The sequence below is a fragment of the Candidatus Sulfurimonas marisnigri genome (assembly GCF_015265475.1).
Classification (GTDB): domain Bacteria; phylum Campylobacterota; class Campylobacteria; order Campylobacterales; family Sulfurimonadaceae; genus Sulfurimonas; species Sulfurimonas marisnigri.
The window spans coordinates 2,153,371-2,176,544 of sequence record NZ_CP054493.1 but is presented as its reverse complement, the minus strand read 5'-3'; the positions used below and the strand labels follow the sequence as shown (position 1 = coordinate 2,176,544).

Sequence of the window (23,174 nt, the reverse complement as noted above, 5' to 3'; positions counted from 1 at the left end):
GTATATATGGAAACACTTTTTTACTTAGGGATAATTTTTGTCCTTGGAGCACTTACTGAATGGCTTAGCCCGAAACTACATACTCCTCGTGTAGTTGGTTACTTAATGCTTGGTCTTATTATAGGACCTGAGGTACTAGCTCTTATTCCTAATGAATTTGTTGATAATACTCATATTATTACCGATTTGGCACTCTCTATAATTGCTGTATTAGTTGGAGCTACTCTTAAAGTATCAAACCTTAAAGGGCATGGCAGGGAGGTTGTTTACATAACAGTGTTTCAGTCTTTGGGAGCTTTTATAGTTGTAGTGGTTGGGTTTATATTAATGGGAAATATTTTAAATTTTCCATCGCAACAGATACTATTTATTGCACTTTTATTAGGTGGTATTGCTGCTGCAACAGCTCCAGCAACAGCTCTTGCTCTTGTTTATGAACTACGAGCCAAAGGAAACTTTACTTCAACCCTATTAGCAGTAATAGCTATTGATGATGCAATATCTTTGATTGTTTTTACTTTGGCACTGACTGCAGGAGTAACACTTATAGAAAGTGGAGTGTTTGAGTGGACAAATCTTGCCCAGGCTCTATCGCTTATTTTATTTAGCACTATTCTTGGCATAATAGCTGGACTTCTAAATACTATTATGGAAAAGATTTTTACACATCACAAAGGGATGGAGACAATTTCTACTCTTGGGCTTATTTTTATAGTTTACAGTCTTAGTGAATATTTGAAGCTGGAGCCTCTTCTTAGTTCTATGGTTATGGGCGTAGTAATTACAAATATGTCACCAGATTTTGATTTAGTAGAAGAGGAGATAGATAACCATTTAGTAGAGATTATTTTTATGCTGTTTTTCATCATATCTGCTATGCACTTAAAGATAAGCGCAATTTTTACTCTTCCCATTGCGATAGTGTTGTATGTAGTTCTGAGAGTTTTTGGAAAAATTATTGGCTGTTATATAGGAGCAATAGTATCTGGTAGCAATAGGATTGTTAAAAAATATATGGGAATGGCTCTTCTCCCCCAAGCCGGCGTAGCCATAGGGCTTGCCTTGTCTATTCAAAAACATGAAGGACTTCAAAGTGTTGCCCCAATTATTTTAAATATAGTCATTGCCACAACATTAATACATGAGATAATAGGACCTTTTATGACTAAATATGCTTTACAAAAGAGTGGTGACATTGAAAAAAAGAAGAATTTAATATTTAATAATGTTTAAAGTAGTAAAATAACACAGAGGCTATAAATAATACTAAAGGTGTTAAAATGCTAAATTCTGTTGTTTTGAGAATTGCTAAGAGTGCAATACTTAGTGAGCTTGATAATAAGTATATATTTGATGAAAAGAGTGTTTTGAGTAAATTTCCATTTTTAAAAAAAGATGCAGCTGCATTTGTTACTCTAAAATATAATAACGATTTACGTGGCTGTATAGGTTCTATAGTTGCGCATCGTACACTTTATGATGATATTGTTTATAACGCCATCTCTGCAGGGTTCAGTGACCCCAGATTTGAACACATACATGTAGATGAACTCTCTAATATCTCGCTAGAAGTTTCTGTTTTAAGTGAACCTACAATTTTAGAGTATAAAGATTTTGAGGATTTATGTGAAAAGGTTAAGCCAAAGGTTGATGGACTTATTTTAAAACACCGTGCATACCACGGAACCTTTTTACCTCAAGTTTGGGAACAGCTTCCAACTCCTAAACTATTTTTAGAACATCTAAGTATGAAAGCCGGTGCAACTCCATATATATACGTTGACCATCCAACTATCTACAGATTCAGTGTTGATGCAATAGAAGCGAATTTCGATGAAATACTTCCGTTGTAGAGGTATAATCAGTGTTACATGTAAAAAGAACATAAGAGGAGTTTACTTATGAAAAGAGAAATGAGTGTGTCAGGGACATTTTATCCGGCCAGAGAGGTTGAACTAGAGAGGTATTTTGAACATTTTACCAATGTGTATGATGAGAGTTTTATAATTCCAGATGTAAAAAGCAGGGCGGTTATAGTGCCACATGCTGGGTATATATATTCTGGATATACAGCCAATATAGCTTACAGAGTTTTAGAAAAACAAGGTGTTAAAAATTTTGTCGTTATTGGACCTTCTCACAGGATGGGTTTTGAAGGAGTCAGTCTTTGCGATTATGAAAGCTATGTAACTCCATTTGGAGATATAAAAGCAGCAGGTACCTTAGCTAAAAAACTTCAAGACAACTTTTCGATTTCATGCTTTACTCAAGCACACGCGGAACACTCCACTGAGGTGCAGTTTCCTTTTATCAAACACTACATGCAAGATGTACATGTAGTAGAATTAGTATATAGCAATGCTAGAGCGCAAGATATTTCAGAGATTATAGATTTTGTTTTAAAGCAAGAAGATTGCGGAGTTATTATTAGCACAGATTTAAGTCATTTTTATAATCTTGAAGATGCAAACAGACTTGATAATATCTGCTTAGAAGCAGTAAAAAGCCTTGATTTAAATATGCTTCATAGAGGGTGTGAAGCATGTGGAATGATTGGCGTTGAAGCTATGATGCTAAGTGCAAAAAAGCTAGGATTATCTTCTCATCTGCTTGACTATAAAACTAGTGCTGATGCAAGCGACGATACAGAGAGGGTGGTAGGATATATGAGTGCATGCTTCTCATGAATAAATCAAATATATTTGAAAAAATTCCAAAGCAACTTAAAGAGGAGTTTTTTGAGGATCTAATCTCAAAGGATGGCTTAAAAATTGAGCGTATAGTTTCATATGGACATACTACAGCAGAGTCTGAGTGGTATGACCAAGATAGTTACGAGTGGGTTATTTTACTTAAAGGGGAAGCTATCGTCTCCTTTTTTAATGAAGATGATGTTAGGTTAAAAGCTGGTGATTATCTTAATATTCCTGCACATAAAAAACATAGAGTATCTTGGACAAAGCCAAACCAAGAGAGTGTCTGGTTGGCAGTTCATTATTAGTAACTATTTAACTTTTGGATTTTCTCTATCGTACTCTCTTCTTTGGTGACAGATTGGGTTACATGAACCTCCTGTAGGTTTTTCGAGAAAATGAAGTGAAAACTTCGCACTGCCAAAAGAAGATTTTTCTCTTAAGTGGTGCGGAAGATTCCTACTTCCATGATAATCATGACAAGCTTTACATGTAATACTTTTGTCTTTTACATGTATAAAGTGAAGATTTTTTTCTTCCTTTCTAAAGTTTGTAAATTCTGTTGTGTATTTCTCTTCTATTTTCTTAGGCTCATGACATTTAAAACAAATATATCCATCAGGAGAGAACTTTTGTGTTGCTTTTTCTGGAAATGGTTGCTTTAGCATTCTTAAATTATCAGATCCGTGAGGATTATGACAAGCAGCACAATCTCCCCATAAAATAGGTCCATGATGATCAGGATTGTTTTCAAGATGCTCTCCCATATTCATAAGAGTTGTTCCGTCTTCTTCACGATTCCACTCATTGCTATGACACTGCAGACATAAATCTTTTGGAGTTTCCGCTTTAAGCATTCTAGGACGTCCAGTTGCATGTGGGTCATGGCAGTTTAAACACTTATCGCCCATCTCAATTGCACCATGTTTATTTTTAGAGTTGCTTATTCTCTCTTTTTTCTCAATATGACACATAAGGCATAACTCTTGTGTTCTGTCGCCTCTTAACTGAAACTTGTTATTTTCTGCATGTGGGTCATGACAGTTTATACAACTATCTTTTACAGGCGGATGTATGTTGTCCACAGTCGCCAACATCTCGCCTTTTTCAGTATGACATGTAGTACAAAGTTCATTTATTGTCTTGTAAACAAGAAGCTTTGGATTTTCAGATTCATGCGGGTCGTGACACAACATACATCCGCCGGCACCGACAGGTCCATGAATAAAGTTATTGTTGTCATAGTTATCGTGACAAGTGTAACATAGAGTTGGAATATCTTCTTTTAACTCACCTGATTCACCTTTTTTGTCTACATGACATGAAGCACACTCTTTATTTGCATAAGGCTTATGTTTAATCATTTTTTTGGCTGACTCTTTTGCGTAAAGAGTGTTTGTAAACAATATAAATAAAAAAGATAAAAAGATAAAGTTTGTAAAATGAGATTTTTTCATTTAGTTTTCCTGAAAAATATTTTTAGAATTGTAACATAATTTTATTTTCAGGATTTTAAACTTATAGAACTTTTAGTGTAGCTATGTTTCTTTTATTCTGTTTTTAAAACCGCTGTTTATACGTAGACGAAGTCCAAAATGATACGCACTAGTTATCGCTTTTTTAAGCAAATAGGCTTTGTAGCCTTTTACTTTTATAAATTTAAACATCTCTCCAACAGCATAATTGCCGCCAAGCGCAACAAAAACACCAGCGACACTTCCGTTGAATGGTTTTGTTTTATTGCCATCTATTCTTTTTCTGATTGTTTTTGCTACATACTCGGCACTTTTTTCCGCTATTTGTGCTGTGGGTGGAAGTATATTGCCATTTCTATCTCTAAGCTCTACGCAATCACCTAAAGCAAACACATTCTTTTTACCTTGTATATTTAGCTCTGAATCTGGGATAAGTTGATCAACTCTATTTTTGTCATGATTGATTGTAGTGTTTAGCTTGGTTGCTTTAATTCCCCCAGTAAAAACCATGAAAGAGTAGTTCAGTTTTTGACCATCTCTAAAGTATATATACGAGTCGTCAAGATTGTTTATGAAAGTATTTGTAAGAATTATTACATCTAGTTTTTCTAATCTTTTTTTTGTATGAGAGATAGTATATTTGCCCATACCAGGAAGTATGGTTTCACTTGCATCAACAAGATATATTTTAATGTCTTTTGCCGCTTCACCAATTGTTTTGCTGTGAACATCAATAACATGTGCCATTTCAGCAGCAATCTCAACTCCACTTAGTCCGGCACCGCCAATAACGATATTTACTTCACCATCATTTGTGTCTTTTGTATTTAGTAGTTTTTTATATATTATATCTTCAAATTTTTGTCTGAATGAATAGGCTCTTTTTAGATTTTTAACGCCATAACTATGCTCTTTTAGTCCATCTATAAATGAAAAAAAGTTAGTCTGAGCACCTGTTGCAATTATTAGATAGTCATAAGCTATTTCCATATTCTCTAAATCTATATTCTGCTTTTGGAAGTCGATTGTTGTCACTTCTTTGTGTATGAAACGAACTTTCTCTTTAAAGCCACTACACCAACTGCTGAGATTAATAGCAATGTCATGCATATTAAACCTTCCAGCTACATATCCATAAGCTTCAGTTTGAAGATAGTGATATGGATTTTTGTCAATTAGTGTTAACTTTACATCTTCATATTTATCTAAAAACTCTATGGCACGAAGACCACCATATCCACCACCTATAATTACTACATGTTTGCTCAATATTGTTTTCTCATTTCTTTTAAATTTATTGTGTAGTTTTATGGCTAAATGCTTTTGTACTAGCATCAAGCTTTTATTATTAATACGAAGCACACTCTTTATTGGAAAAAAGAGTAAACAATAGCAGCAAGACGGAGGCTTAGTAAGAAGACTTTATTGTATATTTAGTTTTTCTTAAATTTTATTTTATAAATAATTTTTTTGGATTTTAGCATATTTTTTATATGACGTCGCTAACACTACAATATTTTTACTCTTCTAGATAAATGTTTTTTGATTTCTTATGTCACTAACATATCGCTTACACTGAAGTGTTATAATTTTCCTATCAAAAAACAAAGGATTAACATGAAAAAAATTACAGCAACTCTATTAGTATTAGCAGCTTTAGCTTCAAGTGCGTTTGCACATCATCCGTCACCGTCTGACACAGCAGGTGGAAATATAGCGGATACTTCTGGGCACTTAGATTTAACTTTTTAATACTATGGTGTGGCTCTAAGCCACGCCTTTAATCATTCTTCTTTTCTCATATATATAATCTTCTTATTTAATATTTTCATACTTTTTTATTATTCTAAATACACCTAAAAGAGCTTCTCTTATTTCAATATTTTTCTAGCAACTGCTAACATATCGCTTACGCAGAACTGTTATAATTTACCTATCAAAAAACAAAGGATTAACATGAAAAAAATTATTACAGTAGCACTTTTATTTGGAGCATTAGCTTCTAGCGCATTCGCTCACCACATGTCGGTTTACGATGATGCAGGTATTAATATTCCTAGTACGTCTCCGCATTTAGATATGGTGTTTTAAGAATACGTTCTAAAACTTTTTAAACTTTCAAGATGTGACACTTTTCTAAGTGTCATCTCCTCCTTGGGGCATAAATTCTCTCCTACTTTTACGCTTCATGTGAGGTATTTACATTCAGTATGCAATTAACTTTCATTAAATAAATCATTAACCTTTAAATTTTAGCTTATTTTTGACTCACGGTTGTTTCAACTGTAAAAGTATTATCAAGATTATTATGTATTATTTGATTATTCATAGCACTAACATATCGCTTACACTGAAGTGTTATAATTTTCCTATCAAAAAACAAAGGATTAACATGAAAAAAATTACAGCAACTCTATTAGTATTAGCAGCTTTAGCTTCAAGTGCGTTTGCACATCATCCGTCACCGTCTGACACAGCAGGTGGAAATATAGCGGATACTTCTGGGCACTTAGATTTAACTTTTTAATACTATGGTGTGGCTCTAAGCCACGCCTTTAATCATTCTTCTTTTCTCATATATATAATCTTCTTATTTAATATTTTCATACTTTTTTATTATTCTAAATACACCTAAAAGAGCTTCTCTTATTTCAATATTTTTCTAGCAACTGCTAACATATCGCTTACGCAGAACTGTTATAATTTACCTATCAAAAAACAAAGGATTAACATGAAAAAAATTATTACAGTAGCACTTTTATTTGGAGCATTAGCTTCAAGCGCATTCGCTCACCACATGTCGGTTTACGATGATGCAGGTATTAATATTCCTAGTACGTCTCCGCATTTAGATATGGTGTTTTAAGAATACGTTCTAAAACTTTTTAAACTTTCAAGATGTGACACTTTTCTAAGTGTCATCTCCTCCTTGGGGCATAAATTCTCTCCTACTTTTACGCTTCATGTGAGGTATTTACGTTCAGTATGCGGTGATGGTTGGACTGAATGCTTTAGTGCTTACATTGACTAAATCACCAACCTTTAAACTTTTAGCTTCTTCTTGACTAACAACTATCTCAACCAATTGCTGACCGATGGATATAATTGCTACGAAAATAATATCTACCTTTTTTATCTCTAAAAGTTCACCCTCGAATGAGAATTTTTGGCTTCCTGATGTACGAAGGAGTATGTCTTTTGGAGTTCCATCGTTTATTATTTTCCCATGCTCTAGCACTACAACTCTTGAAGCAAGTCTATAAATCTCACTTGGGTCATGACTAACCATAATTGTAGTTGTTCCAAACTCTTTATGAAGTGTAAGGATTTCATTTTGAAGTTTCGTTCTCATAGTAGTGTCAAGAGCAGATAAAGGCTCATCTAAAAGAAGTAGTTTTGGTCTCTTCATCATAGCGCGACAGAGTGCAACTCTCTGTTTTTGCCCACCGCTTAGAGTGTTTGGAACTCTATTTCTTAACTCACTTAGTTCTGTTACATGTAGAAGATGATCTGCTAGTTTTTTATCTTTTTGAACATACAAAAGATTATCCAAAACACTCATGTTTTCAAACAAGGCATAGTCTTGAAATACAAAACCAATTTCTCTTTTTTGAACAGGCATAAATTTATTTTCGTCTAGCCATACTTTATCATCTACATGTAGATTGCCTGTTGCCTTTTCAAGCCCTGCTAAGATGCGTAGAAGAGTTGTTTTCCCACTTCCGCTTTTCCCGCTAAGTGCTATAAAATCACCACTTTTTATCTCTATGTTTACGTCTAAAAGCATATCTGCCTGCGAGCCGTGAAGATTTTTTTTTATGTTGATTTTTATCATTTTATAAACCCGGAAAACTTTTGCTTATGGCTGAAAGTATAAACCCCAAGTAGAACTAAAAAGCTCATAATAACCATAATTGCACTGTAGATATGAGCAGATGAGTAGTCCATAATCTCAACCATCTCATAGATTGCAACAGAAGCTACTTTTGTCTCACCGGGAATGCTTCCACCAACCATAAGAACTACTCCAAACTCACCGACTGTATGGGCAAAGGTTACAATAACTGCTGTTATAAGAGCCGGTTTTATATTTGGAAGAGCTACTCTAAAAATAGTTACTAACTTGCTTTTTCCGCTTATGTAAGAGGCTTCAAGCATGTTTTTATTTATAGACTCAAAACCACTCTGTAGAGGCTGAACCATAAAAGGGAGAGAGTAAAAACAGCTAGCCACCACAAGTCCCGTAAAATTGAAAACCAAGTCAACTCCGAAAAACTCTTTAAAAAAAGCCCCTATAGGTGAGTTGTACGAGAGTGCATAAAGTATATAAAAACCTAAAACAGAAGGGGGCAGAACTATCGGCAGAGCCGTAATGGCTTCTAAAAAGGGTTTTGCTTTTGAGCTGGTTTGCGAGAGGTACCAAGCTAGTGGCAAACATAAAATAAAAAGTATCAGAGTTGTCAAACCTGCTAGTTTAAAAGATAGTAAGAATGGAGTAAATTCAATGTTTTGTAAAATCTCAATCATTTAAAATTTCCAAAATAGAGAGCTCATTCGCTTTTATAAACGCAGTTACTTCGTCGTCTAGATGTAGATTCATTCTTTCACTTGATTCCTTTGTAATTATAGACTCTAAAGTTGTGCTGTTAACCTGTAATGTGATGCTACTTAAAAGTTCTCCATTTTCTACATGTATAATTTTTGCAGGTAGTTGGTTTGAGTAAGAGACTTCTCCCCTGAAGGCTTTTGAGATTGCTACATGTGTAGGTTTTGTGCTAATCTTTACTCTTACTCCAACTTTCACACTGCTGTTTAATTCTAAACTCATCATACTAAGCGACACACCATCAAAATCAAACTTGACTATAGTTAGATTATCTACACTCTGTATATTTTTAACTGTTGCTATAAATGTATTCACTCTGTTGTGTATCCGTAATTTTTAAAGATTTTTTTTGCACTTTTACTTAAAATAAAGTCATAAAAGGCTTTTGCCTCAGATGAATTTTTAAGAATAACTATACCTTGGTCTATATGTCTGTAGAGTTTAGAGTCAACTTCAACCCAGTTAACATTTTTTTTGTACATTGCCATTTTTGGAGAGAATAATGATGACTTTGCAACAACTCCAATGTCGGTTGCCGTAACTGCGTAAGAGAGAGTTTGTGAAATTGACTCTCCGTAAACAAATTTCTTCTTTATAACTTTTAGAATGTCAGCATTTTTAAAAGCTTCAAAAGCAGCTTTTCCATAAGGGGCAGTTTTAGGGTTTGCTACTGCTATTCTTGAAATTTTATCATCTTTTAGCAGCTCTATCCCTTTAGAAAAATCTAAATTTTTAGTGCTAAAAAGTGCAAGCGAACCTTGAGCATAAACTGCAGGTTTACTACTAGTAAGTTTCTTCTCATAAAGTTTGTTCGGATATCTCATATTTGCAGACATAAACAGCTCATAAGGAGCACCATTACTTATCTGTGCCGTAAGCTTTCCGCTGCTTCCAAGTGTTACATTTACTTTTGTATTCGGATTGGTTTTGTTAAACTCTTTAATCAAATCATCTATTGCATAGCTTACATTTGCTGCAACTGCTATTTTTATTCCACCAGCGGTTAGTGAAGTTATAGATATTAAAATAAGTAATAAAATATGCTTCACCACAATCCTTTTGTAAAATTTTATCTTCAATTTATTGATTCGCTAATTTGTTTAGTTTTTAAAGAATCCTGTAAATTGAACCATAAAGCGATTTCCTATATTGTCCAATACTGTTTGTGCACCAGCATTTCCATCAGCCAAAGCGTCCCGCATTGCATAGTTAATGTCAACTCTTGTTGGTCCTTTAAACCTGTAAGAAGCACCAATAGTTAAAGTTTTGAATATTCTCTCAGCTTTTGTATCATTTGTTAAACGATTATATTGGTCATAACGACTAAATATCTCAAACTTTTTTGGAACTATTTCATACTGAACATTAAAGTACCCACCGACTGACTTGTTCTCTACGCCAACAGCGTGTTGAACCTGCCAAGTCTCCACATCAACTGTTGGGTCACTATCTTTAGCACCTGTAAAAATCATACCTTCTGCACCCATTAGTTCAGATGTAACTCTAAGACCATCTTTATAGTATGTCATTCCAACGCCATATCTTTTGCGTTTGTTGGTTTGAATACCTGCATCGGTAGTAATGATTTCACGATTTCCTGATTGACCCCAAATATATGTCTTTAAAGACTCCGTATAAAAACCTTTTCCTTTTCCAAACTCTTTTTCTAATGCTAGATATGCATAATGTGTTCCTTGTCCACTTGGTGAATACATTTTTAAATTGCTACCATTACCGTACATGTAAGCATAAGTAAGTTTGTAATTAGGAATAAATGAAAGAGCAACAGTGTCAAATACCTGAACACCTTTATCTCTAAAAGCACTTACTGATGTATATGGGTCACCTTGGTAGTGAACTGTTGTGGCTCCACCTGCGGGTCCTCCAGTTTGTGCTGAGCCAACAACGTTAGTCTGGCGTTCCATAAGTTCTCCATTTGTAAAAGAGGTAAACTCAATATATGGAGATGCAAAAGTTGCTCTTAGTCCCTCTTCTGAGCCTGGTGTTTTAAACTGCCCAATTCTCAGTTTTGCGTATGGAATGTGTTTTAGTGTAACAGAAGCATCTACAAGGACCTCACCAGTTGTAGCTCTTGTGTTCATTAGGTTTGTTATTCCACTATTTTCAAAAGCCAACATTGTAAAGTAGTTGATTTTATTCTCTTCATCCATCATCCCCCTTGCAGATAAACGTCCACGTCCAAGATTAACACCAGATTGGCTTTTTAAATCTGGTATTAGCAAAGAAAAAGGTGTTTTATTGATACCTGTATCTAGAACATTTCCAAAATCTCTTTTATAGTTTACTTGCATGAAACCCCAAATGACAGGTGTTCTTCTTGTGTTTTTAACAACTTTTCCATCTTTTTTAACGAAGCTTTTTTCTGTACCTTGAAGCATAAGCCAATCAGCAGCTTGAAGATTACCTGTCGATAAGGTAAACGCTAAAACAGCAAAAATAAGTTTAGTTGAGATTCTTTTCATGAATATCCTATAATTTTTTTATCATAGTAACATAAAATTTTAGTAAAATACGCTAAACAATTTTAAAAATAAGGAAAAAGTTATGGCAACAGCAACAGCAAGACATATTTTAGTAGAGAGTGAAGAGCAGTGTAATGCACTAAAGTCGGAGATTGAAAATGGAGCATCTTTTTCAGATGTTGCCCAAGAGAACTCTCAGTGTCCATCGGGTGCACAAGGTGGAGATTTAGGTGAATTTGGCCCAGGAATGATGGTTCCTGAGTTTGACAAAGTTGTATTTAGCGGTGATGTGGGAGTTCTTTACGGACCAGTTCAAACACAGTTTGGTTACCACCTTTTAGAGGTTACGAGTAGAAGTTAATAGCTTCTACTATGTAGAATTGAGGTAAATTATGATTAAAGTAAGCGCAATTCAGATGAGTATGAGTGAAGATAAAAAGGCTAATGTTTTTAAAGCAGAACATTTGGTTGTAGAGGCTGCAAAAAATGGTGCGCAAATTGTGCTTTTACCAGAACTATTTGAGGGTTTGTACTTTTGTAAAGATATGGATGAAAAATACTTTTCATGGGCAATGCCTAGAGAGAATAACAAATTAATACAACGCTTTAGCAACTTGGCAAAAGAGCTACATGTAGTTATATTAGTTAGTTATTTTGAAAAAAGCAAAGATGATTATTTTAACTCTTTAGTAGTAGTAGACGCTGATGGAAGAGTGATGGATAACTACCGAAAAACTCATATACCAGATGGTCCAGGTTATGAGGAGAAGTTCTACTTTAAACCTGGAGACACAGGTTTTAAAGTTTATGAAACAACCTATGGGAAGATTGGTGTGGGGATTTGCTGGGATCAGTGGTTTTGTGAAACAGCAAGAGCTTTGACACTTATGGGTGCAGAAATCATCTTTTATCCGACTGCAATAGGCAGTGAGCCAGAAATTGGACTTGATTCAAAAGAGCATTGGCAAAGAGTTCAAATGGGACATGCAGCTACAAATACTGTTCCTGTTGTAGTTGCCAATAGAATAGGCGAAGAGGCAGGAGAGAGTTGCAGTTTGACTTTTTACGGATCATCATTTATAACTGACTACACCGGTGCTAAAGTAGCAGAAGCCAGCAGAGACAAACAAGAGATAATTTATGCAGATATTGATTTGGTAGAAAATGCACAACAAAGAGAGTATTGGGGTTTACTCAGGGATAGAAAGCCTAATATGTATAAAAATATCTGCTAAGTGGAACTATTTTTGCTTTAAAATGTAAAATAATTCAATAAAGGTTAGAATATATGAAAATTGTTTTACGCAATAATCTTATTCTCATCACTACGGAATTTGATACATTAAATACCAAGTGGATGAGAGAATTTTTAAGTCACCACTCTCGTGGTATGCTTTTTCTACCTAAAGCAGTTCTAGTATTTAGAAACGAAATATTAAAAGAAGTTAGAGAAGAGTTTTTAAGCCAATTGAGTCAACATCATGCCAAAATAAATGAGTTTTCACATGAGTTTTTCTTACGCTCAATGCTAAAGTATGGGACACAACCTATAAAAATTGAGTTAAATAAACTTCAAGAACCAGAAGTAGTGCAGGTAAATCTATATGCCTACGACAAAGACACAGTTTTAATATCTTTGCTCTATCCAAACTCATGGGTTGTTAATTATCTACGTTCTCAACTAGAGGTTTATGTTGAGAGAGGTACTGATATCTCTTTGGTCATAGATGTTTCAGACTACAAAGCAAAAAGTAGACTTGAACGTGCCCTAAACAAACGACATATTCTACATTATCAGATTCAATACACCTATGACAATCACTTTATGAGCAAGCTTTATAGTGATTTTGCAAACTTTAGTTTTGGTGATTTATGTAAAGCTCAAGAAGATAAAGAAAATATCCACCTATACACTGTGTTGGAGTGTCCGGTAGGGGCAAGCCAGGATGCACTTAAAAAGAGTTATAAAAAATTAGCTAAAGTTTACCATCCTGATAAAATAGTCCACGAAACTCCTCATATGGTAAGGCGCTACACACAAAAATTTCAGCTTTTACAAGAGGCATATACGGCTCTTAGAATTAGCAGTTAATTTATTTTATCAGTTAAATAGCTCTTTTATCAGCTCATGCTCTTTGGCATTTTTAACGAGTGCTTCAAAGTCTTCTGATCTGTAAAGAGCCAGCTTTTTCCCCTCATACTGTTTTAACTCTTTGGAAAACCCTCTTTTAGAGAAGAAAATTATTTGGTCAGGATCAATTTCAAGTTTTTCACACTTCTCATTTATCTTGTTTAACTCTTTTTTGTTTACCTTATGATTAGTCCACTTACATTCAGCTACATAAACTTTTTCATCTTGAGTAATAGTTAATATATCAATTTCAACATTTGCATCCCAGTAACTGCCAGAGCTTAAAATTTGTGAATCTCTAAGGTTATAGTTAAGAAGCACCTCTGAGAGTTCTTCAAAAACTAAGCTTGTGTAACTGTTTTGTTTAATCTCAAAATCTTTTAAAAATTTATCATAATTCCCAAGAGCTATCTCTCTTGCATGTGGAACTATAAAATAGAACCAAAATCTTATAAAAGGGTATGTAAAAAGAACTTTATGCGAGATTCTATGTTTCGCAATCTCTCTTTTTACTCTTCCTTTTGGATTTAAACTCTTTGCCGGTTCCTCTCTTGAATACTCAATTTGGATTAAGCCTTTGTCTTGGAGATAGTTAAGAGCTATCCCGCCATTTTGATTGTTTAATCTGGCTCTGTTAAAAGCGGAGAATATTCTTCGGTCTCCAATAGCAAGTGCACGAAGCAACCTTGTATACTCTTTGTTTTGCAAAGTAAGCTCTTCTATCTCTTTGTTTAACTTTTGGAAATTTTCCAATATTAACTCTTGGATTAAAAAGTCAATCGGCTTTGTTGTATCTATCTCCCAACCAAGACCACCAAATACTGCGAAGTAATCAATTTGTGCTTCCATATCATCTGGATAGTTTCTAAAATAAAATGAACGAAATTGTTCTAAAAGATTGTTATCTAACATGTGGAAATTGTAGCATAAAATTACTACATTTCACTCCCCCATTTCAACATATTTATTCCGTATTTTTCTCTTATTTCCTGTGCATGATCTGTTAGTTTCTTCATTTTGCTCTCATCAGCAAAGCCGATAAGTGATAACTCTTTCCTTGAGTCTCTTGTAAAGCTTGAACAGTTAATGCTTATCCTTATTACATGTAGTCTCCTGTGAACATCTGCTTCATTAAACAGTGTTAAACATAAGGAGTCAAACTTTTTTTCTGTATATATTTCACAAAGAGAGATGTTTTTATGAGATTTTTGATTCATTTCATAAGCTAGTGAAAGATGAAAAACTGTGGGAATAACATCAAGTTTTAATATGGCAAAACTTAGATGACGAGCTAGTACATGTACTCTTCTTTTTAATTCATATCTATCAAAAATAGGGTCAAAAGTACGAGAAATCCCTATTGATTTTCTTTTATGTTTTGTCTGAATTGGTGCATCGCTGATTCCGCTCACCCTTGCGTATAACTCTTTTGCATAAGGTCCCCAAGACTCAACCGTTCCGCGTCTGCTTTTTAAATCACCAAGTGTGTGAATCTGAGCAGATTTTAGTTTTTCTTTCATACTTTTTCCAATACCTGCAAACTCTCCAACAGGAATTTTATTTATAAAACTATCAAGCTCATATTTCTTAATTATTTTGCATCCAAATGGTTTTGCGGCAGTTGTTGCAAGTTTTGCGATATATCTTGTACTTGCCGCACCTATGGAAACTGGAAGTTTAATTATCTCTTTTATCTCATGGCGTAAATCATCCATAAAACGGGGAATATCAGCATCTTCAACCCAACCGCTTAAATCTCCGTAAAATTCATCAATGCTCGCTTGCTCAATAAGAGGTATTTTTGTTTGCAAGAACTCATGAAGTTCATGTGATAGTTTTTGGTAAAGTGACATATTAGGCGCTTTTATAATCAGTATTGGACATAGCCCCAAAGCCTCTTTTATGCTCATTGCAGTTTTTACGCCATAAGCCCTTGCTTCATAGCTGGAAGTTGTAAGTATTCCACGCACTTTTCCATCTGCATCTTTAAAAGCATTTAAGTCATCATCGCTCTCTTCGTAAGTCTTATAAAATGTTGGCACAAATGAGCCAGAGTTTTCAAAGTTTACAGTCTGTTTTTTAGCATCTTTTGTAAAGATTTTGGTATCGCTTCTCCCGCCAATTGCAACAGCTTTACGTTCAAGTGAAGGCTCTTGTATTCTTGCAGCACTCACAAAAAAACAGTCGATATCAATATGAATTTTCAATTTATATAGTCCTGTTTATAGGAGTAATATGATGTAGTATTATTTTAATATACACTTTATGCTACTCCAAAATAATTTTTTAAGTCGTTTTTTTGATAATTAAAGAATTATATTGGGTAAATATATAGATATGCATTTCTATGTCAAATTGTCAGATTTTTGTTTTTAACTAGACCCTGAATCAAGTTCAGGATGAGGGAGGTGTCTTAATTCCAAGCTTGATTTGGAATCTCATATATTCTATAATCAGAGGATTAAATTATTATTTATTTTCGAAAAGTGTACCTTTATTATGAACACCATCAATTAAAAATTCTTTTGCTGCTGTTAAATCAAAACCGCTACATAAAAACATTTTTCTTTTTTTATTTAAAATATGTTGAGCAGCCTGCAACTTTGTTACTATCCCACCTGTTGCAAACTCATTATTTGGTGTATGTTTTTGAAGAAGTTCTTCTTCTTTAATTTCATTTACAATTTTTCTAATTTTTGCTTTTGGATTTTCATGTGGATTATCATCATAATAGCCATCGATATCACTTAAAATAATAAGCATATCAGCATCTATATAGTGTGATACATGAGCTGAAAGTTGGTCATTATCTCCAAAAAGTTGTTCAGGCGTTGTAGAAATGTCATTTTCGTTGACAATAGGTAAAATATTATTTTCTAATGCTCTATTAATGATTTCTTGAAAAATTTTAGTATGTTCTCTGGAGTCAAAATCATCTTCCGTCAAAAGTATTTGCGCAATGTCTACACCATAGATATCAAACTTACTTTTATAACTGCTCATTAATATTGGTTGCCCTACAGCAGCTAACACTTTTTTACTTATCTGTTTTTTTCTATCTAGTTTTAACGCAGTGTATCCAGCGGCAACAGCGCCAGAAGTTACAAGTACTACTTCATATTTCTTTTGCACTTCAACAATTAAAGAGACTAAATTTAACATCCTCTCTTTTGCAATAAAATTCGTTTCTGTTAATACACTACTTCCAACTTTAAAAACAATTCTTTTCAAATCTACCACCTTTACTAATTTATTGGACAAGATAACATATTAAACTTATTATTTCGTTAATATTAATGATTTATTTATAAATTAATTATACATAAATCTACATGTACAAGTGAAAGATATGGCAAATTGAGAAGAAAATAATCGCTATAATTACAGCCATGAAATATATACTATTAATATCTATATTTTTTTTAAGTGCGTGCAGTATAAAAAATTATGAGCACACTCAGACAAAAATAATCATAATAAAATCACCTAAGATAAAGTTTTCTGACCTAGGCTACATTCGTAATAGTAATGAAAATATAGAGTTAGAACTTTTCATTGCAGGTAAAGCTGTAGAGAAAATCAGTGTTAATCATCTCATCTGTGTAAGCGAAGGGTGTATGAGTAAAAGCGGATTTAATGAAGATTATCTTAACTCTTCATATCCTGATGAGATGCTTCAAAATATACTTTTGGCTCGTGAGATTTATGGCGGAAAAAATATTATAAAAACAGTAGATGGATTTGAGCAAAATATACAAGATACACATGTAGATATACAATATAAAGTAGGCTTACATGTAGTGTTTTTTAAAGATAGAAAAAACAATATAATTTTTAAAATAAAGGATACAAATGAGTAATAAATTTGTAGGAGCACACACTAGTGCAAGCGGTGGAGTTTTTAATGCAGTGAAACATGCGCAGGAAATAGGGGCAAAGGCATTCGCACTTTTTACCAAGAACCAAAAGCAGTGGGTAGCCAAAGATTTAGATACAGAGACTATAGATAAGTTCAAATATGCCCTTGAGCAAAGCGGTATTTTACCTAAGCATGTATTGCCTCATGACTCATATCTTATAAATCTTGGAAATCCAGAGGCTGAAAAACTTGAAAAATCAAGAGTTGCATTTATAGACGAACTGCAAAGATGCGAGCTTCTTGGGCTTGACAAACTTAATTTTCATCCGGGAAGCCATCTCGTTAAAGTTAGCAAAAAAGATAAAGAGAACGCAGATGTGATGCGAGAGATTGAAGATAAATGCCTTGATACTATTGCAGAGTCCATAAATATAGCTCTTGATAAAACAAACGGTGTGAGTGCAGTGCTTGAGAACACAGCAGGGCAGGGAACTAATCTTGGCTGGAGGTTTGAACATTTAGCTCATATTATCGATAAAGTTGAGGATAAGTCCAGAATCGGAGTCTGCATAGATACATGCCATATGTTTACAGCAGGCTATGATATAAGAACAAGAGATGTATATGAGAAAACTTGGAGCGAGTTTGAAAAAATAGTGGGTTTTAAATACCTGATGGGTATGCATATAAATGACTCAAAACCGCCTTTGGGCTCACATGTAGACAGACACCACTCTTTAGGAAAAGGCGAAATCGGACTTGATGCATTTAGATTTATTATGAACGATGAGAGGATGGATGATATTCCGCTTATTCTTGAGACGATAGACAGTGATATTTGGAAAGAGGAGATAGAGCTTCTCTACTCTTTTGAAAATTAAGCTTAGATTGTGTAGTATTGTCCGATGTAAAACAATTGGATGAAAATATGAAAAAACTTCTTTTAATCTCATTGGCTGCGGGTTCAGCTTTAATGGCAGGCGGGTATAAAATACCCGAAACTTCACTCAATGCCGTAGCTTTAAGTGCTGCGAATGTTGCACACTCCAATGGGGCAGATGCAGCTTACTACAACCCTGCAAATATGGCTTTTATGAAAAATGAGAGTGTTTTAGAAGCAGATTTAATGTATATCGGTCTTGGTGAGATAAATTATCAGGGCACATATATAGCTACTGGAGCAACACAATATGATATAAATTCAAAAAAAGAGAACTTTCTTGTTCCATCACTTCACTATGTCTCACAAAATATTAGTGGTGCTCGTTTTGGTTTAAGCATAGTTTCTCCGGCTGGATTATCAAAGAGATGGGAGACTGCTCCAGCTGTATGGAGTGCAGAGGAATTTACTCTTCAAACTATTGAGGTGAATCCAACGGTTGCTTTGCCAATAAGCGATAAGCTTGCAGTATCAGCAGGTCTTAGACTTGTACATTCTAGCGGAATAGTTAGAAATACAGCACCTACTTCTTCTCGTGATATGGAAGGTGACTCCATAGACTTTGGATACAATTTAGCACTGTCATATAAGCCAACTAAAGAGCTGGAAATTGGTTTAACCTATCGTTCTAATGTGGATTTAACAATTGAAGGAACAGCAAAATTATCTGGTGGCAGTGGCGCTGTAACATATGACGGTGGAGCAACTGTCGGTATACCTATTCCAGCTTTATTAAATATGGCAATAGCATACACGTTACCAACAAACACAACAATAGAATTGGTATATGAGAGAAATTATTGGCATACATATAATGAACTAGATTTTAATTATGAACCAAGCTTACATCCTGCTTTAGCAGGTTTTGGCACACCAATAACAAAAAACTGGAAAGATGTAAATGCTTTTCGTTTGGGTATAACTCAAGAGTTGGATAGCTGTACTTTAATGGGTGGCGTAGTTGTTGATAACTCTCCGGTACCAGACTCTTCACTTGGTTATGAGTTGCCCGATTCTGATTCTGTTTCAGTCTCATTTGGCGGTCGCTATCAGATGAATGAGAAGGTAAATCTAGGTTTGGCGGCTCTTTATTCAATGAGAGAAGATAAAAGCATAACGAATGCGAGTTTAACAAACGGTGAATTTAAAGATTCAAATGTATTAATAATCTCTGCTGGACTAGAATATAAATTTTAAGGAAATTTTTGAAAACATTAATAAATTTTTTAGACACAAAAGACGTTGAGAAGTCAGAGGTCTTTACACAGTTAAAGTGCCGAAAAGAAGAGGCGGTAATACTCCAACATCTGGCAAGAAAATACGTTGAGGGTCAAGATGATGTTTTAACTATTGAGATTCTTCAAGATATTTACGGAGATAAAAAGTATGAGCCAATAAAGCATCTCAACGAGGTTAAAGTACTTTTAGAACTAGGTTGGCTGCATCAACAAAGTTTTACTCCTGTAAAAATATCTGAGGTTACTCCATTAGAGCTTTTAAATGGTGCAGTTGGCTTGTCACCATCACTACTGAAGCTTTTGCAATATGGAACATTAGAGAGTGATCTACCTGATATAAAGCCATATTTGGATCACCTTGAGTACCTTCAAGACCAGTTTTTTCGTATAGAACTTTATCAAAAAATAAGCATGATAAGACAGAATGTACATGAACACTCACTTGGTATTGACAGAACGCAACACAAATTACAACTTTTAGAAAAAAGAATTCAAGAGAGAGTCGCACAAACCAGTGAAAAACTTGTGTTAGATAAATTTTTCAAACAAAAAAAGATGGATAATAAAGAGCAGGTGATTTTTATAGCTCTTCTTCGTGAAGAGTATAGTGCATCAGACTCATCTTTGAGAGAGATGAATGCTCTTATTGAGTTAATTTCTCTTGATGAGTATGATAAAATAAAAAATCGCTCACTTCTAGAGGATGGCTCAAACCTGATAAATGAGGGCATTATAGACTATGAAGAGATGTTAAACCCTTTTGGTGGGATATCTCGTGCATTCTATATAGTCGATGATATTCTTCAAAGTATAATACATCCTCAGAAGAACAAAAAAGTTACAAGATTAAAACTCAATGCTCTTATTGATGAGCAAGATATCTTTGAACTTGTTGAGCCTACAACATCTTTAGATGATGTAGTTTTGGCTAATGAGACAAAAGAGACCCTAAGTAATCTTATGAGACAATTGGATAAAGAAGTTGTTGGAAGACTTGTTGAGTGGGGAATAAAAGATAAAAAAAGTGGAATTGATGCTAGAATTATCTTTTATGGTGCAGCAGGAACAGGTAAGACAATGACAGCTTATTCACTTGCAAAATCATTAAAGCGCCAAGTACTTGCTTTTGATTGTTCAAAAATCTTATCTATGTATGTTGGAGAGAGTGAAAAAAATGTTCGTAAAATATTTGACACTTTTTATGACCTTTGTGAGAAAACAAAATCAGAACCAATTTTGCTATTAAATGAAGCAGACCAGTTTTTAGGTGCACGTTCTAGTGGAACGACATCAGGTGCAGATCAGATGCACAATCAGATGCAAAATATATTTTTAGAACAGATAGAAAAGTTTAGAGGAATGCTTATAGCTACGACAAACTTGCTTGAAAATATAGATAAAGCATTTTCAAGAAGATTTAACTACAAAATAGAGTTTAAGAAACCAAGTGAGCTACAAAGAGTAGAACTTTGGAAATTAATGCTACCTGTTGATGCTCCGTATGAGGAAAAGTTTGATTTAAATGAGTTAGCAACTTACGCTCTTACTGGTGGCCAAATAAATCTAATAATCAAAAATACTGCGTATAAAGTTGCAGTTAGAGATGAACCACTTTTTAGATTAGAGGATTTTATTCAAGAAATCAGACGAGAAAAAGATGCAAGTTTTGATAGTGAAAAATCTATGGGATTTTTAACTAAGTAATTTTATAAACCTAAGCAAAACTTATACTTAAGTTCATCAATACAGAGGAAAATACGAATTTTTCTCTTTTGTTGTAAGAAGTTCACCTAGGCATTTTAGCAATTGTTCATCACTTATATTAATATATATGGTAGCTTAATCATATTTATTAGTTGCAGTATAAAATAATCTTTTAATATGTTACTATTATATACATTTGCTATATTTATATATTTTTTTGTGTAGTATTTAGTAACAACCATCGCTGTAAATTTCATCGTTTTCTTTTATTTAATACTCTTTTTGATATACTCCAACCAACTGTTTTTTGTATAAATATTAAAAAAGCAAAAACAATAATAATATAAAGGTAGGTTATATGGAGCATATAGTGACTTCAAATCCGTATTTTGGGGTATTTGTACTTTTTCTTGTAACATTTGGTGCATTTACAGCAACAACAATCATCGCTCGTTTGGCGAGTCGTGCGTTAGCGGCTAAAGATAGCGAGAAAATTAAATTATCGGTATATGAGTGTGGACCTGAGGTTACTAGACAACCAAATAGAATATCGCCACAGTTTTATTTGTTTGCACTTCTATTTTTACTTTTTGATGTAGAGATAGTATTTATGTTCCCATGGGCAGTAGACTTTAAACTACTTGGCTGGTTTGGTTTTGCTGAGATGTTAATGTTTATATTATTGTTAACAATTGGTTTCGTATATGCATGGAAAAAAGGAGCACTTGAATGGCACAGCATAAAGTAAATTATACACAAGATGGCGGCTTGCCTGTAGCACTTACAAGTATAGATAAAATTGTAAACTGGGGTCGTTCAAACTCACTATGGGCACTTACTTACGGTCTTGCTTGTTGTGGTATTGAGATGATGGCTTCAGGAGCATCAAGATATGACTTTGACCGTTTTGGAACAATCTTTAGAGCATCCCCTCGTCAGGCAGATGTTATGATAGTTGCGGGAACTCTTACTAAAAAGCATGCTGAGTTTATTAAAAGACTGTATGACCAAATGACAGAGCCTAGATGGGTAATTTCTATGGGTTCATGTGCGAATACTGGTGGTATGTTTAACACTTATTCAACTGTTCAGGGTGTTGACAGAATTATCCCAGTTGATTTATATCTTCCAGGTTGTGCACCTCGTCCTGAAACACTTCAGTATGGCGTTATGTTATTGCAGAAAAAAATCCGTGCTAATCACGCATCTCGTGCGCAAAAACCAAAAAGGTTGATGTAATGAGAGCATATACACCTAAAGATGATGTACAAAAAAAAGCTTATTATACGGATAGATTTTACGTCTCTCCTCAAGTTCCAAAAAGTACTGTTGAGAGTGACGAAGTTTTCAATTCTGACCTAGAAGCTATAAAAGTGAAGTTTGACGTTCTTGATTCTTATATTCAAGTTGGTCAAATGGTAGTGTTTATTAAACCTGAAGACAACTACAAAGTTTTAGAACTGATGAAAAACGAGCTTGAGTATACTCAACTTTCAGAGATGAGCGCTATTGATTGGCTTGCTAAAGATAATAAGTTTGAGATTTTCTACCAAATGCTAAGTATGAATAAGCGTAAGCGTATTCGTATAAAAATGTTTATTGAAAATGGAGAAGCTGTAAACTCTGTTGAGAAGCTTTTTAGAAGTGCAGATTGGTCTGAGCGTGAAATGTTTGATATGTTTGGAATCGAAGCTAACGGTCATCCATTTATGAAAAGAATCCTTATGCCTTACGACTGGCAAGGTAATCCACTTCTTAAAACATACCCATTACAAGGTGATGAGTTTGCTGCTTGGTATGAAGTAGATAAAATTTTTGGAAAAGAGGCACGCGAAGAAATCGGGCCTGAACTCCGTGATACTGCTAACGTTGATCGTTATGACTCTGAGAGATTTGCCAGATTAGGATATGAAGTACCAAAGGGCACTAAAGTTACTGGCAATGAACCTAAAACAGAACAGAACTATCAAGAAGATGGTGGCGTTTTCATGGTTAAAAAATTTGATAAAAAAGATTCGGTCGTTGTTAACGACCCTCAAAGATAG

Annotated in this window: 27 protein-coding genes and 1 pseudogene; 18 read left to right on the top strand and 10 right to left on the bottom strand. The window is 34.2% G+C overall.

Features of this window, described 5'->3' with window-relative positions:
* The first annotated feature begins 6 nt into the window (after positions 1-6).
* From HUE87_RS11010 to HUE87_RS10995, 4 genes are read left to right on the top strand one after another with little or no spacing between them, the layout of a single operon-like run.
* Positions 7-1,233 carry a cation:proton antiporter gene (locus tag HUE87_RS11010; RefSeq protein ID WP_194366439.1) on the top strand — a complete coding sequence of 409 codons (1,227 nt, stop codon included), beginning with the start codon at positions 7-9 and terminating at the stop codon, positions 1,231-1,233.
* Between the two features lie 47 nt (positions 1,234-1,280).
* Positions 1,281-1,853, top strand: coding sequence for an AmmeMemoRadiSam system protein A (gene amrA / locus HUE87_RS11005; protein ID WP_194366438.1), 573 nt, complete (start codon positions 1,281-1,283; stop codon positions 1,851-1,853).
* 48 nt (positions 1,854-1,901) lie between these two features.
* Positions 1,902-2,687, top strand: coding sequence for an AmmeMemoRadiSam system protein B (gene amrB / locus HUE87_RS11000; RefSeq protein WP_194366437.1), 786 nt, complete (start codon positions 1,902-1,904; stop codon positions 2,685-2,687).
* Positions 2,684-3,001 carry a cupin domain-containing protein gene (locus tag HUE87_RS10995; RefSeq protein WP_194366436.1) on the top strand — a complete coding sequence of 106 codons (318 nt, stop codon included), beginning with the start codon at positions 2,684-2,686 and terminating at the stop codon, positions 2,999-3,001. Before amrB ends, HUE87_RS10995 begins: the two co-directional genes overlap by 4 nt.
* Positions 3,002-3,004: 3 nt before the next feature.
* On the opposite strand, the gene HUE87_RS10990 is transcribed toward HUE87_RS10995, so the two are convergent.
* Together HUE87_RS10990 and HUE87_RS10985 are read right to left on the bottom strand one after the other, a co-directional pair.
* Positions 3,005-4,150: a cytochrome c3 family protein gene (locus tag HUE87_RS10990; RefSeq protein WP_194366435.1), complete on the bottom strand. Its 1,146-nt coding sequence runs from the start codon at positions 4,148-4,150 to the stop codon at positions 3,005-3,007.
* An 81-nt stretch (positions 4,151-4,231) separates the two neighbouring features.
* Positions 4,232-5,503 carry an NAD(P)/FAD-dependent oxidoreductase gene (locus tag HUE87_RS10985; protein ID WP_194366434.1) on the bottom strand — a complete coding sequence of 424 codons (1,272 nt, stop codon included), beginning with the start codon at positions 5,501-5,503 and terminating at the stop codon, positions 4,232-4,234.
* A gap of 282 nt (positions 5,504-5,785) precedes the next feature.
* Between HUE87_RS10985 and HUE87_RS12845 the strand changes: the two genes are divergently transcribed.
* The 4 genes from HUE87_RS12845 (at position 5,786) to HUE87_RS12830 (ending at position 7,034) form a co-directional block, all read left to right on the top strand.
* Positions 5,786-5,920 carry a hypothetical protein gene (locus tag HUE87_RS12845; protein ID WP_268246170.1) on the top strand — a complete coding sequence of 45 codons (135 nt, stop codon included), beginning with the start codon at positions 5,786-5,788 and terminating at the stop codon, positions 5,918-5,920.
* 204 nt (positions 5,921-6,124) lie between these two features.
* Positions 6,125-6,259 (top strand): hypothetical protein, encoded by a 135-nt coding sequence (locus tag HUE87_RS12840; RefSeq protein ID WP_268246169.1) that lies wholly within the window; start codon positions 6,125-6,127, stop codon positions 6,257-6,259.
* Between the two features lie 301 nt (positions 6,260-6,560).
* On the top strand, positions 6,561-6,695 hold the full coding sequence (locus HUE87_RS12835) for a hypothetical protein (RefSeq protein WP_268246170.1): 135 nt from the start codon (positions 6,561-6,563) through the stop codon (positions 6,693-6,695).
* A gap of 204 nt (positions 6,696-6,899) precedes the next feature.
* Positions 6,900-7,034: a hypothetical protein gene (locus HUE87_RS12830; protein ID WP_268246169.1), complete on the top strand. Its 135-nt coding sequence runs from the start codon at positions 6,900-6,902 to the stop codon at positions 7,032-7,034.
* A 114-nt stretch (positions 7,035-7,148) separates the two neighbouring features.
* Here HUE87_RS12830 and HUE87_RS10980 read toward each other — a convergent pair whose 3' ends face one another.
* Genes HUE87_RS10980 through HUE87_RS10960 form a run of 5 tightly spaced genes read right to left on the bottom strand, consistent with a single transcriptional unit; the run spans position 7,149 to position 11,257 of the window.
* Entirely contained in the window at positions 7,149-8,003 is an 855-nt protein-coding gene (locus HUE87_RS10980; RefSeq protein WP_194366433.1) for an ABC transporter ATP-binding protein, read from the bottom strand.
* Entirely contained in the window at positions 8,000-8,695 is a 696-nt protein-coding gene (gene modB, locus HUE87_RS10975; protein WP_194366432.1) for a molybdate ABC transporter permease subunit, read from the bottom strand. The genes HUE87_RS10980 and modB overlap by 4 nt, the downstream gene beginning before the upstream one ends.
* Positions 8,688-9,089 (bottom strand): TOBE domain-containing protein, encoded by a 402-nt coding sequence (locus HUE87_RS10970; RefSeq protein WP_194366431.1) that lies wholly within the window; start codon positions 9,087-9,089, stop codon positions 8,688-8,690. The genes modB and HUE87_RS10970 overlap by 8 nt, the downstream gene beginning before the upstream one ends.
* Positions 9,086-9,823: a molybdate ABC transporter substrate-binding protein gene (gene modA, locus HUE87_RS10965; RefSeq protein WP_194366430.1), complete on the bottom strand. Its 738-nt coding sequence runs from the start codon at positions 9,821-9,823 to the stop codon at positions 9,086-9,088. The genes HUE87_RS10970 and modA overlap by 4 nt, the downstream gene beginning before the upstream one ends.
* Before the next feature lie 51 nt (positions 9,824-9,874).
* On the bottom strand, positions 9,875-11,257 hold the full coding sequence (locus HUE87_RS10960; protein WP_194366429.1) for a hypothetical protein: 1,383 nt from the start codon (positions 11,255-11,257) through the stop codon (positions 9,875-9,877).
* A gap of 70 nt (positions 11,258-11,327) precedes the next feature.
* On the opposite strand from HUE87_RS10960, the pseudogene HUE87_RS10955 reads away from it, so the two are divergent.
* The 3 genes and pseudogenes from HUE87_RS10955 to HUE87_RS10945 all read left to right on the top strand — a co-directional run.
* A pseudogene (locus HUE87_RS10955) lies at positions 11,328-11,618 on the top strand (peptidylprolyl isomerase); the annotation flags it as partial.
* 31 nt (positions 11,619-11,649) lie between these two features.
* Positions 11,650-12,492: an N-carbamoylputrescine amidase gene (gene aguB / locus HUE87_RS10950; RefSeq protein WP_194366427.1), complete on the top strand. Its 843-nt coding sequence runs from the start codon at positions 11,650-11,652 to the stop codon at positions 12,490-12,492.
* 53 nt (positions 12,493-12,545) lie between these two features.
* On the top strand, positions 12,546-13,349 hold the full coding sequence (locus HUE87_RS10945; protein ID WP_194366426.1) for a J domain-containing protein: 804 nt from the start codon (positions 12,546-12,548) through the stop codon (positions 13,347-13,349).
* Positions 13,350-13,358: 9 nt separating this feature from the next.
* Here the strand turns inward: HUE87_RS10945 and HUE87_RS10940 are convergent, their stop codons facing one another.
* From HUE87_RS10940 to proB, 3 genes are all read right to left on the bottom strand, one after another.
* Positions 13,359-14,300, bottom strand: coding sequence for a DUF234 domain-containing protein (locus HUE87_RS10940; RefSeq protein ID WP_194366425.1), 942 nt, complete (start codon positions 14,298-14,300; stop codon positions 13,359-13,361).
* Positions 14,301-14,323: 23 nt separating this feature from the next.
* On the bottom strand, positions 14,324-15,595 hold the full coding sequence (locus tag HUE87_RS10935) for a Y-family DNA polymerase (protein ID WP_194366424.1): 1,272 nt from the start codon (positions 15,593-15,595) through the stop codon (positions 14,324-14,326).
* Positions 15,596-15,857: 262 nt separating this feature from the next.
* A complete protein-coding gene (gene proB, locus HUE87_RS10930) occupies positions 15,858-16,619 on the bottom strand; it encodes a glutamate 5-kinase (RefSeq protein WP_194366423.1) in 762 nt (253 codons plus the stop codon).
* Positions 16,620-16,777: 158 nt separating this feature from the next.
* On the opposite strand from proB, the gene HUE87_RS10925 reads away from it, so the two are divergent.
* From HUE87_RS10925 to HUE87_RS10895, 7 genes are all read left to right on the top strand, one after another.
* Positions 16,778-17,248: a hypothetical protein gene (locus tag HUE87_RS10925; protein WP_194366422.1), complete on the top strand. Its 471-nt coding sequence runs from the start codon at positions 16,778-16,780 to the stop codon at positions 17,246-17,248.
* Positions 17,241-18,128 (top strand): deoxyribonuclease IV, encoded by an 888-nt coding sequence (nfo, locus tag HUE87_RS10920; RefSeq protein WP_194366421.1) that lies wholly within the window; start codon positions 17,241-17,243, stop codon positions 18,126-18,128. The genes HUE87_RS10925 and nfo overlap by 8 nt, the downstream gene beginning before the upstream one ends.
* 47 nt (positions 18,129-18,175) lie before the next feature.
* The gene (locus HUE87_RS10915; RefSeq protein WP_194366420.1) at positions 18,176-19,384 is read left to right on the top strand and encodes an OmpP1/FadL family transporter; all 1,209 of its coding nucleotides are present in this window, start codon (positions 18,176-18,178) and stop codon (positions 19,382-19,384) included.
* 8 nt (positions 19,385-19,392) lie between these two features.
* The gene (locus tag HUE87_RS10910; protein ID WP_194366419.1) at positions 19,393-21,129 is read left to right on the top strand and encodes an ATP-binding protein; all 1,737 of its coding nucleotides are present in this window, start codon (positions 19,393-19,395) and stop codon (positions 21,127-21,129) included.
* Between the two features lie 358 nt (positions 21,130-21,487).
* Positions 21,488-21,877, top strand: coding sequence for an NAD(P)H-quinone oxidoreductase subunit 3 (locus HUE87_RS10905; RefSeq protein ID WP_194366418.1), 390 nt, complete (start codon positions 21,488-21,490; stop codon positions 21,875-21,877).
* Positions 21,859-22,368 carry a NuoB/complex I 20 kDa subunit family protein gene (locus tag HUE87_RS10900; protein WP_194366417.1) on the top strand — a complete coding sequence of 170 codons (510 nt, stop codon included), beginning with the start codon at positions 21,859-21,861 and terminating at the stop codon, positions 22,366-22,368. The genes HUE87_RS10905 and HUE87_RS10900 overlap by 19 nt, the downstream gene beginning before the upstream one ends.
* The gene (locus tag HUE87_RS10895; protein ID WP_194366416.1) at positions 22,368-23,174 is read left to right on the top strand and encodes an NADH-quinone oxidoreductase subunit C; all 807 of its coding nucleotides are present in this window, start codon (positions 22,368-22,370) and stop codon (positions 23,172-23,174) included. Before HUE87_RS10900 ends, HUE87_RS10895 begins: the two co-directional genes overlap by 1 nt.

Bases quoted from the DNA above. Each gene is read 5' to 3' on its own strand.
- HUE87_RS11010 (WP_194366439.1), top strand. From the start codon at position 7: ATGGAAACACTTTTTTACTTAGGGATAATTTTTGTCCTTGGAGCACTT.
- amrA (WP_194366438.1), top strand. From the start codon at position 1,281: ATGCTAAATTCTGTTGTTTTGAGAATTGCTAAGAGTGCAATACTTAGT.
- amrB (WP_194366437.1), top strand. From the start codon at position 1,902: ATGAAAAGAGAAATGAGTGTGTCAGGGACATTTTATCCGGCCAGAGAG.
- HUE87_RS10995 (WP_194366436.1), top strand. From the start codon at position 2,684: ATGAATAAATCAAATATATTTGAAAAAATTCCAAAGCAACTTAAAGAG.
- HUE87_RS10990 (WP_194366435.1), bottom strand. From the start codon at position 4,150: ATGAAAAAATCTCATTTTACAAACTTTATCTTTTTATCTTTTTTATTT.
- HUE87_RS10985 (WP_194366434.1), bottom strand. From the start codon at position 5,503: ATGCTAGTACAAAAGCATTTAGCCATAAAACTACACAATAAATTTAAA.
- HUE87_RS12845 (WP_268246170.1), top strand. From the start codon at position 5,786: ATGAAAAAAATTACAGCAACTCTATTAGTATTAGCAGCTTTAGCTTCA.
- HUE87_RS12840 (WP_268246169.1), top strand. From the start codon at position 6,125: ATGAAAAAAATTATTACAGTAGCACTTTTATTTGGAGCATTAGCTTCT.
- HUE87_RS12835 (WP_268246170.1), top strand. From the start codon at position 6,561: ATGAAAAAAATTACAGCAACTCTATTAGTATTAGCAGCTTTAGCTTCA.
- HUE87_RS12830 (WP_268246169.1), top strand. From the start codon at position 6,900: ATGAAAAAAATTATTACAGTAGCACTTTTATTTGGAGCATTAGCTTCA.
- HUE87_RS10980 (WP_194366433.1), bottom strand. From the start codon at position 8,003: ATGATAAAAATCAACATAAAAAAAAATCTTCACGGCTCGCAGGCAGAT.
- modB (WP_194366432.1), bottom strand. From the start codon at position 8,695: ATGATTGAGATTTTACAAAACATTGAATTTACTCCATTCTTACTATCT.
- HUE87_RS10960 (WP_194366429.1), bottom strand. From the start codon at position 11,257: ATGAAAAGAATCTCAACTAAACTTATTTTTGCTGTTTTAGCGTTTACC.
- aguB (WP_194366427.1), top strand. From the start codon at position 11,650: ATGATTAAAGTAAGCGCAATTCAGATGAGTATGAGTGAAGATAAAAAG.
- HUE87_RS10945 (WP_194366426.1), top strand. From the start codon at position 12,546: ATGAAAATTGTTTTACGCAATAATCTTATTCTCATCACTACGGAATTT.
- HUE87_RS10940 (WP_194366425.1), bottom strand. From the start codon at position 14,300: ATGTTAGATAACAATCTTTTAGAACAATTTCGTTCATTTTATTTTAGA.
- HUE87_RS10925 (WP_194366422.1), top strand. From the start codon at position 16,778: ATGAAATATATACTATTAATATCTATATTTTTTTTAAGTGCGTGCAGT.
- nfo (WP_194366421.1), top strand. From the start codon at position 17,241: ATGAGTAATAAATTTGTAGGAGCACACACTAGTGCAAGCGGTGGAGTT.
- HUE87_RS10915 (WP_194366420.1), top strand. From the start codon at position 18,176: ATGAAAAAACTTCTTTTAATCTCATTGGCTGCGGGTTCAGCTTTAATG.
- HUE87_RS10905 (WP_194366418.1), top strand. From the start codon at position 21,488: ATGGAGCATATAGTGACTTCAAATCCGTATTTTGGGGTATTTGTACTT.
- HUE87_RS10900 (WP_194366417.1), top strand. From the start codon at position 21,859: ATGGCACAGCATAAAGTAAATTATACACAAGATGGCGGCTTGCCTGTA.
- HUE87_RS10895 (WP_194366416.1), top strand. From the start codon at position 22,368: ATGAGAGCATATACACCTAAAGATGATGTACAAAAAAAAGCTTATTAT.